We start from the raw sequence: 16015 nt of genomic DNA on the forward strand, positions 1-16015 counted from the left end.
ACATGTTCATGTACTGTCAGAGTAACGTTCTGTACAAAGGGTATATATATTCAGGAGGTGTTACCGATGAATAGAACGACCAGATTACAGCAGATAACCGTAACTCTTCTTAGCGCAGGTCTACTTACCCTGTCAGGCTGGGGAGCGGCGGCTTCACCGGTTCAGGCGGCGGCAGCTTCGGTTGCAGCACCGGCTTGCGGGACTGGAGATCACGGGCTGCTTCAGGATTTGCAAAAGGCGCATAGCGGAGCTGACAGCATTCCGCTCAGCTTCTCGGATGTGGAGTTTCTGAACACGAATATCGGGCGCGCAGCCGGTAACGGCTTCCTGATTGGAACCTCGGACGGCGGCTGCCATTTCCAGAAGATCTATGAAGGACAGTGGAGCTTCCAGCAGATTGATTTCCCGGATAATGTTCATGGCTGGGCGCTTGCCGCAGTTAAGGACGGTCAGGCTAAATATCTGTTAAGAACGGCAGACGGCGGCTCGACCTGGACAAGGCTGTCGAACCAGGCGGTAACCTTCGAACGGGTAGAGTTCCTGGACAGCAGCCAGGGCTTCGGCTACAACCGCGCATCAACATATTATACGAAGGATGGCGGAGAGAGCTGGAGTCTGATCAAGACACCTGCTAACACACGCGGGGCAGCATTCACCAGCAGAAGCAACGGCTGGGCTGTGGTTATCGTTCCTGGCAGCGGCTATCGGGTAATGAAGACAACTGACGGCGGAGCAGCCTGGAAGCAGGTGCTGAAATCGTCAACCTCTGATCCTATATACGGTCAGATCTCTGCCAATGACAGTCAAGTGTACGCCTTGCTCTACGGCGATTCTGGCATGTCGCAGACTTCCTATTCGCTCTACGGCAGCTCTAACTCCGGCGGCAGCTGGACCCGGGTGATTGCCCAGGAGACCGCAGGCGGCGGTCCGGCTCCGGGAAGCGGCGCAGCCGTAGCGAAGAAGGGCCCGGCTTCCGGTACCCCGGGCAATATGGTGCTGATCGGCAAGACGACGGCATTCCTGGCAGGTTACCAGCCGGCAGCGGAGGAGGTGGGCGTTGGGCTTACCAAGAACAACGGCCGGACCTGGAGTAATCAGAAGGCGGTTCCCGGATTCGAGGGGGTCATCTCCTTCACCGATCATAACCGGGGCTGGCTGGCAGCCAGAGACCTGAACAGCTCTACACTGTACGTTACCAAAGATGCAGGCGCTACCTGGACAGCGCGGTTTTCTTTTGAGACGGCAGGACGGTAGGTTGTCCGTAAGATAATGACGAAAGACGAAGACGAAGACGGGTCTTGTCCCTATGAGGGCGGACCCGTTTTTGCTTGTGGTGCAGCAGAAGAATAGGTAGGTATTGTGGAGAAGGGAGTTAGCTTTGGTGTAATACTTTCGATTAGCGGGTAATGGGATAGCATAGGGGGTGAAGCATGGTTAGACCGGTTAGAATAATCTGGATCAGCGCTGTCGTGGTAAATATAGCAGGCTTGGCCCTCTTTGTCCTGCTGAAGAACCAATGGTTCTTCCAAGGGTTCTTCATGGATATCTTGAATATAATGCTGCTGCAGATGTTAGGCATCCCCTCTGTGGCTCTGATTGTTGTATCGCTTCTTCTGTTGAAGTACTACAGGAAACCGCCCGGCTGGGCAGGATACACAGGAATCTTCATTATGATTGCGGCGCTATTGTGGATTGCGGGATATTTTCTGTTTTTTTCATGGCTGATGGTATTCGGGAACGCCCGGTAAAGATAATACTTTACTGATCGTTCTCGAATGTACTAAGATGCTGGTACGAAGCAGATTATTTTTTTGAGTATAGTAGAACGAATGGTCTCGAATAAACTGGATGAGGAGTGTTAACGATGGGGAAGCTTGACGGGAAGGTTGCATTGATTACTGGGGGGAATAGCGGGATTGGACTGGCAAGTGCCAGGCTGTTTGTGGCGGAGGGCGCAAAAGTGGTCATTACCGGCCGCAATCCGGTATCGTTGAATGCAGCGGTAGAAGAGTTGGGCGCGGAGCATGTAGTTGCTGTTCAGGCGGACGCGACCAATCCGCAGAGTGCAGTGAAGGCTGTGAATGCAGCCATTGAGGCCTTCGGCAGACTGGATGTGGTCTATGCGAATGCAGGAATCGCGGGCTCTACACCGCTGGGCAGTACAGAGCTGGCCGCCTTCGAGGAAATACTCCGGGTCAATGTGACTTCGATTCCGCTGGGTCGCGCGGCTGTGCCGGAAGAGGTGGCTAAGGTAGCGCTATTCCTGGCCTCCGATGATTCTTCGTATATCCAGGGCGCAGATATCGCCGTTGACGGCGGGGCGGGCAGCTCTCCGCTGGGCGCACCCATATACCGCCAGAACGCATAAGGATGGAAAGTGGCAGGAAAAATGGCTAGTGGCAGGAAGCACCTTGAGGGGTGCTTTTTTGCGCGTTAAGGCCGGAGAGTAGAATGTATGCTAAAAACCGAATACAATGTGCTGTCATTCATCAGTGTGGTAAAATGAACTGACACATGTTAAATTATGTTATTCCCACTCAGAGCAAAAACTAATGTTGAACGGAGGTTATCCGCATGAGGCTTACTAATCGGACTGTGATCATTGCTGGCGTAGTACTCGCTATAGTTGCGGGGGGGATCTATGTGACGCTTACAGGGCTGCCGTATAAAAGAAGCCAAATCGCAAGCGAAGTAAGGGAGTACCTGGTTCATACCAGAGCGTATCCCGCAGCAGATATTCAAGAGATCCGTGGAGTCTATAGCCTAAAATCGGGCGATTATGAAGCGGAGGTACGGTATAAGGATGAACCTGATCAGAATTACACCTATGCCAAAGTAAATGGAGTGTTCAGACTCGTCGGGGTCAGCAGCATGTACGGGAAACATATAGATGAAACTTTTTATTGAAGCGTGATTTCCAGGTAAGAGGTAATCGTTCTGCACTGTCGAATAAGAGAATATAGATAATGGTGGAAAAGCTTGCATGCAAGGCAGATGTGTTGTAAACGCTCACAATAGATGCAGGAGGCGAATCAGGATGGACGGAAGCAAGTCGTTAATCTATCAAATTCTCAAGACGATTGAAGAGGGCAAAGAACCGGTGCTGGAGAACCTGGAGGGCATTACGGTTGGCGGATTCCACAGCGCGCTCGAACAGATTGTGGAGAACAAACTGGCTAATAATATCAGCTTCTCCCTCAGCGGCAAAGGCAAAAAAGCAGTCCGTGTCGTGAATACAAGCGGCTCCAAGCTGACTGCGCAAGGCATTAACTATATTCATGTTCAGGACAGCCGCAGCTTCTAGCGTATCCTGATCTTGGCAGAAACGATACTACCCGAACACCTGCAGACTGGAGATAGTTCTCCTGCTGCGGGTGTTTTTTGCTGTGGGCAGAATGTGGCTTACACAAGCCTTCGGATCACTCGTGCAATCCGGGTGAACCCGGTTACAGTTGAATATCCGTCCCTTACAATCGGATTTTGCCTTATGGCTTGCAGTGCCGCTACTTATAATAAAGTTACGACAGCGGCGGCCGAGCAGGCAGCCAAGGAAGGAAGAGAAAAGTGATGAAACTTCGGATTAAGGAGAGTCAGAACGGCTTGCCGGCATTAACGGTCAAGACCGGGGGCCTGGGGAAGACACTGCGCAGGGACTGGTTCCTGTATGCGATCCTTGTGCCTTTTGTATTATGGTATATCCTGTTTGCCTTTAAGCCGATGTACGGGCTGCAGATTGCCTTCAAGGATTACAGCGTTTTTCAGGGCATCGCGGACAGTCCGTGGGCAGGCTTCAGCCACTTTGAAACATTCCTGCAGAGCGATTACTTCCTGCGGGTGCTGAAGAATACGCTACTGATCAGCTTGTACAGCCTGTTATTCGCATTTCCGGCGCCGATCCTGCTGGCATTGCTGCTTAATGATGTGAAGAACGCCATGTTCAAAAAAATGGTACAGACCATTACTTACCTGCCCCACTTTATCTCTGTTGTCGTTGTGTGCGGCATCGTAACCAATCTGCTCGCACCCGGCAACGGGATCGTTAACCTTCTGCTGGAGCAGCTGGGCCTCGAGAAAATTTATTTCCTCGCCGTGCCGGAGTATTTCCGCACCATCTTCGTCTCGATGGGCATATGGCAGGAAATGGGCTTCTCTGCGATTATCTACATTGCAGCGCTGGCAGGCATCAATACGGATCTGTATGAAGCGGCGGTGGTAGACGGAGCTAATAAATGGAAGCGTATGCTAAATGTGACCCTGCCGGGAATTCTGCCTACGATCATGATCATGCTGATTCTGAAGATCGGCAGTCTGCTGGAGGTTGGCTATGAGGCGATTATTCTGCTCTATCAGCCTGCAACCTACGAGACGGCAGACGTCATTAACAGCTATGTCTACAGGGAAGGGATCTTGAACGGCCGTTACGACATGGCTACAGCAGTCGGATTATTCAACTCGGTTGTGGGCCTGCTCCTCATTGTAATCTCTAACCGGCTCAGCAAAAAATACACCGGCAACGGTCTCTGGTAGGTGAAGAAATCATGACAGAAAGCCGCGGCGAAAAGATTTTTTACCGCTTCAATTATGTATTCCTGACGCTTCTGATGATCATTGTCCTGTTCCCTGTACTCTATGTGCTGTCCGCTTCCTTCAGTTCTCCGGATGCGGTGGTGTCGGGCCGGGTGATTCTGTTCCCCGTCGAGCCGACACTGGACGCTTATAAGGCGGTCTTCCGGGAGCCGACCATTTGGCTCGGGTACGCCAATACGCTCTTTTACACTGTCGCAGGTACACTGGTCAGCATGGTACTTACGATCTGCGGTGCATACAGCTTGTCCAAGCGCAGGCTCAAAGGCCGGAAGGCGATCAATCTGATGATATCCTTCACGCTTGTCTTCAATGCGGGCATTATCCCTATCTATATGAACTTCCGCAGCCTGGACATGCTCGATACGCGGAGTGCAATCATCTTCGGCTTCGCTATTTCGACCTTTAATGTTATTATCCTGCGCACCTTCTTCCAGTCTGTTCCCGAAGAGCTGGAGGAGGCAGCCCGCATTGACGGGGCGAGCGAGGCCACCATTCTGCTGCGGATTATGCTGCCCTTGTCCAAGGCTGCCTTGGCGACAGTTACGCTCTTCTATGCGGTGGGGCGCTGGAACGGATACTTCTGGGCCATGGTGCTGCTGCGCAGTGAGGACAAGGTGCCGCTGCAGGTGCTGCTGAACCGTCTGGTGGTACAGATGAAGCCGAGCGATTCCATGATGGTCACGGACAGCTCCTATCTGATTGCAGAAACGGTCATCTACGCCACGATTGTGGTTGCCGTTCTTCCGATGATGCTCTTCTATCCGTTTATCCAGAAGTATTTCGTACACGGAGTCATGATCGGTTCCATCAAGGGCTGAAGCCAGTAGCAGTGCCGCCAGGGAAGCCTTGACCGGAGGCGTACTTGTTTGCATAGAAAAGGGATAAGATATACTAGATAAAAGGGAGGATTATTGTATATGAAAAAGATGAAAAGCCTGCTGCTTGCACCAGCGCTTATGGCCGTCCTGATATCAGGCTGCGGAGGCGGCAACGAGGGGGCAGCCCCATCCCCATCAGCGAATGATTCAGGCGCTTCGCCTGCCGCCTCTGCTTCACCGGCAGCAAATGTGGAACCGCTAAATCTTAACTTCTATTATTATAGCCAGGCGCTTCAGATTAACGGCGATTTGCCGATTTTTCAGGAAGCGGCCAAGGCTACCGGCGTCACACTGAAGAATGTAGCTCCGACCGGAGGCGACGATGCCCAGGCGTGGAATCTGCTGCTCGCTTCGGGTGAACTGCCTGATATTGTGGCTTACCAGCTGTCCGGACTTAATAATATCGCTGTTCAGGGCGCGCTTGTGCCGCTGGATGACCTGCTGGCCGAGAATGCTCCGAACTTCAAGGCGTTCCTGGACGGGAACAAGGCGGTTAAGAGTGCTATCACTGCCTCAGACGGCAAGATTTATGTCGTGCCGTTCGTGTCTGACGGGGAAGCCCAGGAGGGCTGGTATATCCGTCAGGATTGGCTCGACAAGCTGGGGCTGAAGGCTCCGGCAACAGTTCAGGAGTACTACGAGGTGCTGAAGGCGTTCCGTGAACAGGACCCTAACGGAAACGGCAAGAAGGACGAGGTGCCTTTCTTCTCCCGCAATGCCACTTCCGGCTTCGCTTCCCTATTTCCGCTGTGGGATGCCTCGCTGTCCTTCAAGCTGAAGGACGGTAAGATCGTATACGGGCCGAACGAGCCGGAGTATAAGACGGCTGCGACCGAGACAGCCAAGTGGTACAAGGAAGGGCTGATTGATAAGGAGATCTTCACCCGCGGCAATACCGCACGTGATATTCTCTTTGCGAATGATACCGGCGGTTCTGTGCATGACTGGTTCGCCAGCACCGCCAATTACAACAACAAGCTCCAGCCGACTCTGCCTAATTTCTCGCTGCGTCCTATCGCACCTCCGGCCAGCATCTCCGGCAAGGTATTTGAAGTAACCAAGCGCAATCCGCTGGGCAACGATGCCGGCTGGGCGATTTCAGCGAATGCCAAGGACCCGGCGGCTGTACTGCGCTATTTGGACTTCTGGTGGACTGAAGAAGGACGCCGTCTGCATAACTTTGGAATCGAAGGCGAAACGTACACGGTGGTGGACGGCAAGCCGGTATTCACCGAGAAGGTATTGAATGAGCCTGCTGTAGTCGATTATTTGATCAAGACCACCGGTGCCCAGTTGACGATCGGCGGACATCAGGATTTCGCCTACGAAGAGCAATGGACGAATAAGATCGCTCTGGAAGGCGTGAAAATGTATGTGGACAATAACTACTTCGCCCCGGAGTACCAGGTGCCGCAGCTGAACTTCACCCTGGATGAAGACAAGAAGATTAAGGAGCTGTTCCCGCCGATCGAAACTTATGTGATGGAAACTTCGCAGAAGTGGTTCATGGGCGGAGAGACAGTGGAGGGCAGCTATGACGCATTCGTTCAGCAGCTGAAGCAGCTGAAGCTGGATGAAGTACTGGAAATCTATAATACGGCTTACGCGCGTTATCTGGAACAACAATAATCAGTTCCGCCTCCTCCGGCCGGAGGAGGCTTTTGAAGGAGGAGGCACCTATGATCAAGCGGACATATACCATGGTCGTAATTGATGATATCCGCGCTGTCGTGAACGGGATCTCCCGGGATATGGACTGGAGCGAACTGGGGATAGACATCGTGGGCACGGCATCCAGTGGCGAGGGAGGTCTGGCGCTCGTTAAGAAGAAGCTGCCCGATATCATTGTGACGGATATCCGTATGCCCAGGCTGAGCGGCATTGAGATGATGCGGGAGCTGCGGCCGCAGCTCCCGCAGGCCAAATTTATCTTCATCAGCGGCTATTCCGATTTCGATCATGCGCAGGAAGCGCTTCGTCTGGGCGCCTTCGATTATATCCTCAAGCCCTTCACGCCGAGGCAGCTGGCCGAAGTGGTGAAGAAAGCTGCGGAGGAGCTGGAGAGAGAGCGGCAGCATAGCGAGGAGCTGAGCGACATGCAGCAGAAGCTGCGGGAGAGCATGCCGTTATTGCGCCAGGAATACCTCAGCCTGCTGGTCCGCTTCTCGGCCCAGCCGGAGACGCTGCGCAGGCGCTGGGAATTTCTGCAGATGGATATGCAGTCCTCTCCGCTCGCCGTCGTGGTGCTGGAGATTGACCATTTCGTACAGAAGAGCGAGGAGATTCCGGTCAATGATGCGGAGCTGCTGCGGTTTGCCGTGCAGAACATCGTAGAGGAGACTGTGCTCCGGGTGGCCAAGGGAACGCTGTTCCGCGAATCGGTTCACCGCTTCGTGCTCATTATCAACACAGGGGACGGGGCCAGCGCACTGGGAATCGCTGAGGAATGCCGGGAGAACGCCGAGCGTTACTCCAAATGCACGGTCTCGGCAGGCGTAAGCCGGACGGTTCAGGAGCTGGATGAGCTTCCCGTTGCCTATCAGCAGGCGGTAGAGGCACTAACCTACACATTCTATACCGGAGGCAACAGTGTATTCTTCTGGGAGCATATCACGCAGCGCCCCGAGGTGCTTCCGCGTCCTGATGCCGATCTGGAGAAGGAACTGGTCTATGCGCTGCGTTCCGGTAATGCCGGGCAGGCCGAGAAGTTGCTGCTGATGCTGCTGGAAACTGCCGGGAAGACAGAAGCCCTGCCTTCGCCGGACAGTGCGAAGGCGCTCTGTGTAGAGCTTGCCGCTCTGATCCGCAATGCGGTGCCTGAACTGGCCGGGAGTCCGGAGCTGACCGAGCTAATGAAGGCATTGACCTCGCCCCGCGCGGTGCTGAGCGATCTGCGCGAATCGCTGAAGCAGCTGAGCAAGCTGAGCTGTGCGCAGGTCCAGTCCCGGCTGCAATTCAGCGCCCAAGAGGCGATTCAGGCGGCTATCCGCTACATTCGTGAGCATCTGCATCTCAATCTGCTGGTTGGCGACTATGCTGCCCATGTTCACCTGAGCACCAGCTATTTCTCCAACCTGTTCAAGAAGGTGACCGGGCTCTCTGTCGGCGCTTTCGTCATCCAGGAGAAGATGGAGCAGGCCAAGCTGCTGTTGGCCGGTGACCGGCCCATCGCCGAAATTGCCGAAAGCCTCGGCTATGAGGAGCGCTCCTATTTCAGCGATGTCTTTAAGAAAACGACCGGCATGACGCCCACGGAATTCCGGGCGGCCTATGGGCCCAGACAGGGCAACGGATGAGAAAGCCGATTTTGCGGACATTAATGCACAATTCCACCTTCAAGACCAGGCTCTGGATCGGCATAGTGTCCATCGTGATTCTGGCGATCTGGGTTACAGGCGTCTCCTCACAATACCTGGCTTCGCGGCTTCTGGAGCGCAAGACGGCAGAGCTCAGCCAGATGATGATCGGCAAATCGGCCCAGGCGCTGGAGGAGAAGCTGCGCAAGGTCCGGCTGTCGGTCCTGACCTTTATGATGAGTCCGCCCTTCGAGGATATTCTCCGCGCCTCGCCGGGAACAGAGGCCAGCTACTATTCTTATTTCGCGCTGAACAACGCGCTGCAGGTACCCCTGGTCCAAATGCAACTGATCGAGCCATCCATTGATTCGGTGCTTGTGTCCACGCCCATCGGTGAATTCTATTCTGTCACCGGGGCGAAGCGGACGAATCTGGATTTCGCGGACACTCCGCTAAGCCGGATTATGCAGGAGAAGACGCTGCCGCTGTGGGTTCCGGCCCACCGTGACGGGCTCTTCGAAAACAGCGGCCGTGTCCTCAGCCTGCTGATTGAGCCGATCTCGGCCTATCGGGGAACCGATGTGCAGGTGGTCGTCAATGTGCGGGAGTCTGCCATCAAGGAATATGCCGAGACGAATGTGGTCGGCGACAGCGGAAGCATTGCAGTCATTGACGCAGCAGGTAATCCGGTGATGGATGAGCATTCCCGCTTCGTAGCCCCGATGCGGGAAGCGGCCTTCCAGAGCGAGGTTAACGCGGGGCGCAATCATTTTGAATACAGGTTCGAAGGGAAGGAATATCTGGTCAATTGGGCCAAGGTGACCTTTCCCGATAATTGGATGATCTTCTACTTCCAGCCCAAGGCTGTGCTGCTGAAGGATATCCGTTACATGTGGTGGGCCACCCTTGTTATCGTTCTCGCGCTCATTCCGCTGGCACTGATTCTGTCGAAGTGGATGACCGGCCTGCTGATCCGCCCTCTCTATCGGCTGCAGCGTCTGATGTCCCGAGCCGGTGACAATGATCTCTCCGTGCGCTTCTCCAGCGATTACAGGGATGAGGTGGCACAGGTGGGCGAACGCTTCAACATCATGCTGGTCAAAATTGAGCAGCTCATCCAGAACGTCACTGAGGCGGAGAAGCAGAAGCGCGTATCTGAGGTCAAGGCGCTACAGGCGCAGATTGATCCTCATTTTCTCTACAACACCTTGAATACGATTCTCTGGAAATCACAATCCCGCAAGCAGGAGGATGTGAAGGAGATGATTGTCTCCCTGTCCCAACTGTTTCGGCTTGGGCTTAATAACGGCCATGATCTGACAACCGTAGCCAAGGAGGTAGATCATGTCAGCCGTTACTTAAGCCTGCAGCAGCAGTGCTACGAGGAGCTGTTCACCTATGAGATTACAGTGGAGGAAGGGCTGGAAGAGCAGCCGCTGCTAAAAATCCTGCTCCAGCCCCTGGTGGAGAACTCGATTCTCCACGGATTCAGGAGTGAAGGCCATACCGGACGGATCATCATCCGCGTGTACCGGGAAGGGACCTTCATCGTCTGTAAGGTGGAGGACAACGGGGAAGGCTTCGACAAGGAGCGGGTGGAAGCCGGACTTGTCGAAGCAGGCAGGCAGGAGCATGGCGGCTACGCTCTGCTGAATGTCTACACCCGGCTGCGCCTGCACTATGGGGACAAGGCCGCGATGGAGCTGGAGAGTGAGCCCTACAAGCTTACCGCCGTAACCCTCCGGTTTCCGGGAGAGTATGAAGATAACTAGGGCAACGGCGGAGAAGCCGCGCCGGGCAGGGTCCGGCAGGAACAAACTATGAATATCTGGAGGGATTGTGTTGAAACCGGAACGACTTATTTATACCTTCGTCAGCTACGCTGCCCATTATGATGCAGACTGGGGCAAGGGTGTCGCCCTTGACGGGATTGAGCGGACTGCGGAGCTTGCGCATAAATATGCGATTCCCGTAACCTGGATCGTCAACCGGGGCTCGATTCCGGTCCTGCGGGAACGGATCGGGGAATGGCATGCGACCTACGGCGATGATGTCATCCTGCAATGCCCCTTTTTCGAAGAGGAGGCTGGCTCCTCTAAGGAGGTGCTGAAGCGGCGGCTGGAAGAGGATTGGTCGCTGCTGCAAGAGGCCTTCCCATGGGCCGCCACCAAGGTGGCCGCAAGGGGGAAGATTTACAATGAAGTGATTGAAGTGCTGGAAGAACTGGATTTTGAAGGCATGTGGGGATATTGCTATGAGCAGTTCTGGTGGGATGGCATCACCCATAAGGGCATTCCCTGGGGGTCCTGGTATGTGAACAGCGGGAGCTTCAAGGTGCCGCATTCCGGCCGGGGCCAGGTGGTGGCCTGTGAATGGACCGCCCGTGACCTGCATGCCACCTACCATACCGGCAGCCCAGTCATCTATTCCACGGATCCCAACGATGTGCTGCGCGCCGGTCTGTGTACGGGAGAGAATATCGACTACTGGAAGCATCTGTTCGATGAATATTTGTTCAATACGGATCATAACGGGCAGGTGTTTTTCCTCCAGCAGCAGGAAGGCCATGAGATGGAGTTCACAGACCGGTTCACTGTATTCCCGGCTTCCCATGTCGAGGAATGTGCAGGGATGCTGGATCTCTTTTTCAACTATATTACCAGCTATCCTATTACCTTAACGACTTTACCACATGCTGTACGCCTATATAAAGAGCAGAATGAATACACGGCACCATCTTATATGCTGACCCATGATTATCCGGTACGGCCGGAGGTTAACGAATACACCATGACTCTGGGCGGAGTGGGCTTCGGCCCTTGGCCGGAAACCTTTCTATACTATGATAAAGAGTGCCAGCTGTCCTTCGTGGAGGGAGAATGCAGGCCCCGTCTGCTGCGCAATTACATCGGCAAGCTGAACATGAACGATGATTTCACAGAAGCTGTTCCGCCGGTATTCGTGACGAAGTACCTGAAGACGGATACGGTGATTGAGCTTGAATATGAGATTGGGAGCAGCAGCGCTGTTCCGTTCGGGTTAGTGTACTGGGATGATCTGGCGGGCTATGAAGTCAGCGCATGTTCAGGCGGTGCTGAAGTTAAGCTGATTAAGGATAAGCTAGCCTTCCTCAGATTCAATCTGACCGGCGGCCGGCAGACAATCGGACTTACACTCCGCTTAAAAAGGAGGCTGGAAGGCCATGCATAAAGTACTGTGTGAACTCAAGGAGGATGAGCGGCTGTTCTTCGAACAGGCCCTGAAGTTTGCGGTAGGTAAAATTGAGCAGAATCTGCCCGTATATACGGAGCTGTTCCCGGCGTCGGCCAGCCAAGGTCTGGTCTATCCTGCGATAGAGAATACGGACTGGACGGCCAGCTTCTGGACCGGCATGGTCTGGCTGGCGTATGAATGGACCGGAGACAGCAGGTACCGGGAAGCGGCAGAAGAGCAGTTGGACAGCTTCCGGAGGCGGGTGGAGGAGCGGATCGCGGTGGATACGCATGATCTGGGTTTTCTGTACAGCCTCTCGGCGGTTGCTGCCTACCGGATTACCGGCAATCCGGCGGCGCGGGAGATGGCGCTGGAAGCGGCCGGACTGCTGGCGGACCGTTACTTTCCCGAGGCTGGAATCATTCAGGCCTGGGGAGATCTGAATGACCCGGCGCAGCGCGGCCGGATGATTATCGACTGCCTGCTGAATCTTCCGCTGCTCCACTGGGCTGCTGAAGAGACCGGGGACAGCGCCCTGGCATCCATAGCCCACCGACACGCCCGGCAATCAGCCCGGTATCTGGTCCGCCCCGATCATACCTCCTATCACACCTATTATATGGACGCGGAAACGGGTAAGCCGCTGTACGGCAACACTCATCAGGGGTATGCCGATGATTCCTGCTGGGCGAGAGGGCAGGCCTGGGGCATATACGGCTTCGCGCTTGCCTACGCGCATACGGGCGATTCATCGCTGCTTGATGCCTCCAGGCAGCTGGCCGACTATTTCCTGGCAAAACTTCCGGCAGACGGCATTGTGTATTGGGATCTGATATTTACGGACGGCGACGGCCAGGAGAAGGACAGCTCGGCTGCTGCTATTACTGTCTGCGGGCTGCTGGAGCTGTTCCGGCAATTACCGGCTGACGATCCGGGTGCAGCCGGATACAGAGAAGCTGCCCTGGAGATGCTGGCTGTACTTGCTGAGCGGTACACAACGAAGGAGCATCCTCATTCAAACGGAATTCTGCTGCATGGTGTCTATAACAAACCACGGGGTTGGGGGATTGACGAATGCACCCTCTGGGGGGATTACTTCTACTGTGAGGCCTTGATGCGGGTGCTTGGAGAGTGGCAGCGTTATTGGTAGATAAGTTCTGGTGACCTGGATCGACAATTTTTATATATCATGATATATTATTATGTATGATACTGAAAAATGAATGTCAGGGGACCAAGAATGTTATGACTGAATCCACCTCTTCCAAGCCGATGTATGAGAAGATTTTTGATGAAGTGAAGGAGAGCATCCTTACGGAGGCTTATAAACCCGGAGAACGGGTTCCTTCCGAGAAAGAGCTGGCTGAAACCTATAAGGTCAGCCGTATAACCAGCAAGAAAGCACTTGAGATGCTTGCCGCCGAACGGCTGATTGTCCGCAAGCCCGGCCGCGGCTCGTTCGTAGCAGATGCTTCCACTGGGCAGCATGACCCGGGGATGAACATCACAACCCCTGCTGCTGCCATGAAGATTCACTCCGGTGACAAAACAGTCGGCCTGATCATCACCGACTTTGGCAACAGCTACGGGACGGGGCTGATCTACGGGATGGAGCAGGCTTCACGCGACAGTGACTGCTTCCTGGTGCTGCGGAGAACCTTTGGTATTCCGGAGAATGAGGAGCAGGCGATCCAGAAGATGTTGAAACTGGGTGTGGACGGTTTGATTATTTTTCCGGCCCAAGGCGAGTATTTCAATGCAGAAATTCTGAAGCTGGTCATCAGGCGGTTTCCGCTCGTGCTGGTAGACAGACATCTCAAAGGAGTGGCTGCGGCATCCATCAGCTCCAATAATCTGGAGGCAGCCCTTGATGCGACGGAATATTTATTTGACCTCGGGCATACGCATATTTCATTTCTGTCTCCGCCTCCCGTGGATACCACTGCCGTGGAGGACCGGATTGAGGGCTTCATTCAAGCCCATGCCCAGCGGGGAGTCGTGGTGGACAAGGAGCTGTGGGTCAGTGATTTAACTTCGACGCTGCCAAAGTCTTTTAATACAGATAATATTGAACGGGACATCTCACGGCTTGTAACCCATCTGCAGAGCCATCCGTCAATCACAGCGTTATTTGCCATTGAATACAATATCGCGCTGCTCGCGAAGACGGCGGTGGAACGGCTGGGGCTGCGTGTACCTGAGGATATCTCCATTATATGCTTTGACAGTCCGCCGACACATCTGGGCAGCGGCTATGCCTTCACCCATATGCGGCAGAATGAAGAGGAGATGGGCCGGATTGCCCTGGAGAATGTGCTCAGTATTATGAACGGCCAATCCGTCCCCAATAAAGTGATGCTGGAAGCTGAGCTGGTTTCCGGGAATTCGACCGGCCCTGTCCGTCACAACAAGCTGCTGTGATCCGCCAACCCATTCCGCCGGATGGGTTTTTTTGGTGCGCTCAAATGGATCCGTCCCGGTTCGGAGGTAAAGCTTGCAGTCTAGCAATTACAGTGCATTTCATATGCTAGTATATTATTATCTATAAATACATATTGACATATCATTTAAATGCCAATATACTCATTTGTGAAAGCGCTTCATTGAATAAAAAGGAGGTCATTCCGACTGAAAGCGAGCAGGGGTCTGGCGGAAGATTAACTTGTGGAGCAAAGAGGCTGGCAGCCCTGGAACCTGTAACAGACAAATACAAATTAAGGGGATGAAGCAATGAAAAAAGGTTTGGTTACGGCACTCTCGGTGATGATGGTCGCTGCCTTGGCGGCGGGCTGCAGTGGAAATTCGGGACAAGAGAATGCTGCGAATGAGGGCAAAGCCGGAAGCGGCAGCAGCGGAAAGAAGACGGAGCTCACGTTCTGGGGCGATTGGGGCGGTGAAGGCCAGAAGCAGTTCGAGACCATGGTGGATGCCTTCAACAAATCCCAGGATAAGATTCATGTCAAATATGTGCTGCAGCAGGATATGATCACCAAATTCCTGACTGCGGCTACGAATGGCGGCGCTCCCGATGTGCTGTTCTGGGACCGCTGGCGGACCTCGCTGTATGCTCCCAAGAACGTGCTGCATCCGGTGGATGAGTACTTAACGCGTGACGGCATTTCCAAGGATGATTTCTACAGCGAGTCCTTGACCGAGCTCTCCCATGACAATAAGTTATACGGGCTTCCGCTGACCGTTGATGCACGGGCATTATTCTACAATAAGAAGCTGCTGGACGAAGCAGGACTTCAGCCTCCGGCTACCTGGGATGAACTGGAGCAGGCTGCTGCCAAGCTGACGAAGTGGAACGGCGACAAGCTGGAAGTGGCAGGCTTCTCCATGGGCGACCTCGGCCTGTTCAATATGTATCTCCAGCAGGCGGGCGGACAGATGCTTACAGAGGAAGGCACAACTAATTTCAATAATGAAAAGGGCAAACAGGTGCTTGAATTCTGGGACCGCCTGATGAACAAAGACAAGGTGTATAAGGTTGGCTTTGAGCTGGGACTTGGCGAAGGGCAGGATGCCTTCGTTACTGGCAAGGTTGCCATGCTCTATTCCGGGCCCTGGATGCTCAGCACCTACAACAAATACGGTAAAGATCTCGATTATGGCATTGTACCGCCTCCTGCCGGACCTAATGGTGACAAGGGCAGTGTGATGGGCGGCTTCGGACTCGTTATTCCTGAGGGCTCCAAGCATCATGATGAGGCATGGGAATTCATTAAATGGTGGACAGCGAACAAGGATAACGCCTTGCTGTGGGCTAAGACCAGCCTGAATCTTCCGGGCTTCAAGCCTTCGATGGAAGATCCGTTTTTCCAGGATGACCCGCAGTGGAAGCCGTTCCTGGATACGCTGGAATTTGCCAAAATCCGTCCGGCGCATCCCGGCTATTCTGTGATGGAGACCGATGCGCTTGCGCCTAATCTTCAGCTGAACCAGCAGAACAAGCAGAGCATTGAAGACACGCTGAAGAAGGCTCAGGAACAAGGCGACAAGATGCTGAAGGACAATGCGGTTGTTAAGTAGTCTGCCCTG

14 protein-coding genes are annotated in these 16015 nt (G+C 54.0%); all 14 read left to right on the forward strand.

Annotation, left to right across the window (positions count from 1 at the left end; all coding sequences use genetic code 11):
- The first annotated feature begins 66 nt into the window (after positions 1-66).
- The 14 genes from ACFSX3_RS15100 to ACFSX3_RS15165 all read left to right on the forward strand — a co-directional run bounded on the left by ACFSX3_RS15100 (position 67) and on the right by ACFSX3_RS15165 (position 16006).
- Positions 67-1254 carry a hypothetical protein gene (locus tag ACFSX3_RS15100; protein WP_209994011.1) on the forward strand — a complete coding sequence of 396 codons (1188 nt, stop codon included), beginning with the start codon at positions 67-69 and terminating at the stop codon, positions 1252-1254.
- Between the two features lie 176 nt (positions 1255-1430).
- Positions 1431-1748 carry a hypothetical protein gene (locus ACFSX3_RS15105; protein ID WP_209994010.1) on the forward strand — a complete coding sequence of 106 codons (318 nt, stop codon included), beginning with the start codon at positions 1431-1433 and terminating at the stop codon, positions 1746-1748.
- A gap of 116 nt (positions 1749-1864) precedes the next feature.
- Complete coding sequence (locus ACFSX3_RS15110) at positions 1865-2368, forward strand: SDR family NAD(P)-dependent oxidoreductase (RefSeq protein WP_209994009.1); 504 nt, start codon at positions 1865-1867, stop codon at positions 2366-2368.
- Between the two features lie 206 nt (positions 2369-2574).
- Positions 2575-2907 (forward strand): DUF3139 domain-containing protein, encoded by a 333-nt coding sequence (locus ACFSX3_RS15115; RefSeq protein WP_209994008.1) that lies wholly within the window; start codon positions 2575-2577, stop codon positions 2905-2907.
- 130 nt (positions 2908-3037) lie between these two features.
- On the forward strand, positions 3038-3304 hold the full coding sequence (locus tag ACFSX3_RS15120; protein ID WP_209994007.1) for a hypothetical protein: 267 nt from the start codon (positions 3038-3040) through the stop codon (positions 3302-3304).
- Between the two features lie 263 nt (positions 3305-3567).
- Complete coding sequence (locus ACFSX3_RS15125; protein ID WP_209994006.1) at positions 3568-4527, forward strand: ABC transporter permease; 960 nt, start codon at positions 3568-3570, stop codon at positions 4525-4527.
- 11 nt (positions 4528-4538) lie between these two features.
- On the forward strand, positions 4539-5405 hold the full coding sequence (locus tag ACFSX3_RS15130; protein WP_076079419.1) for a carbohydrate ABC transporter permease: 867 nt from the start codon (positions 4539-4541) through the stop codon (positions 5403-5405).
- A gap of 99 nt (positions 5406-5504) precedes the next feature.
- Positions 5505-7094, forward strand: coding sequence for an extracellular solute-binding protein (locus ACFSX3_RS15135; protein WP_209994005.1), 1590 nt, complete (start codon positions 5505-5507; stop codon positions 7092-7094).
- Between the two features lie 50 nt (positions 7095-7144).
- The gene (locus ACFSX3_RS15140) at positions 7145-8761 is read left to right on the forward strand and encodes a response regulator (protein WP_209994004.1); all 1617 of its coding nucleotides are present in this window, start codon (positions 7145-7147) and stop codon (positions 8759-8761) included.
- On the forward strand, positions 8758-10533 hold the full coding sequence (locus ACFSX3_RS15145) for a cache domain-containing sensor histidine kinase (RefSeq protein ID WP_379255384.1): 1776 nt from the start codon (positions 8758-8760) through the stop codon (positions 10531-10533). The genes ACFSX3_RS15140 and ACFSX3_RS15145 overlap by 4 nt, the downstream gene beginning before the upstream one ends.
- A gap of 70 nt (positions 10534-10603) precedes the next feature.
- Complete coding sequence (locus ACFSX3_RS15150; RefSeq protein WP_209994002.1) at positions 10604-11971, forward strand: hypothetical protein; 1368 nt, start codon at positions 10604-10606, stop codon at positions 11969-11971.
- Positions 11964-13124 (forward strand): glycoside hydrolase family 88 protein, encoded by a 1161-nt coding sequence (locus tag ACFSX3_RS15155; protein WP_209994001.1) that lies wholly within the window; start codon positions 11964-11966, stop codon positions 13122-13124. The genes ACFSX3_RS15150 and ACFSX3_RS15155 overlap by 8 nt, the downstream gene beginning before the upstream one ends.
- A gap of 95 nt (positions 13125-13219) precedes the next feature.
- Complete coding sequence (locus ACFSX3_RS15160; RefSeq protein ID WP_209994000.1) at positions 13220-14395, forward strand: GntR family transcriptional regulator; 1176 nt, start codon at positions 13220-13222, stop codon at positions 14393-14395.
- A gap of 309 nt (positions 14396-14704) precedes the next feature.
- Positions 14705-16006, forward strand: coding sequence for an ABC transporter substrate-binding protein (locus tag ACFSX3_RS15165; RefSeq protein ID WP_209993999.1), 1302 nt, complete (start codon positions 14705-14707; stop codon positions 16004-16006).
- Positions 16007-16015: the final 9 nt, after the last annotated feature.

Source organism: Paenibacillus rhizoplanae, from assembly GCF_042684125.1.
In the GTDB taxonomy this organism is placed as follows: Bacteria; Bacillota; Bacilli; order Paenibacillales; family Paenibacillaceae; genus Paenibacillus_AQ; species Paenibacillus_AQ rhizoplanae.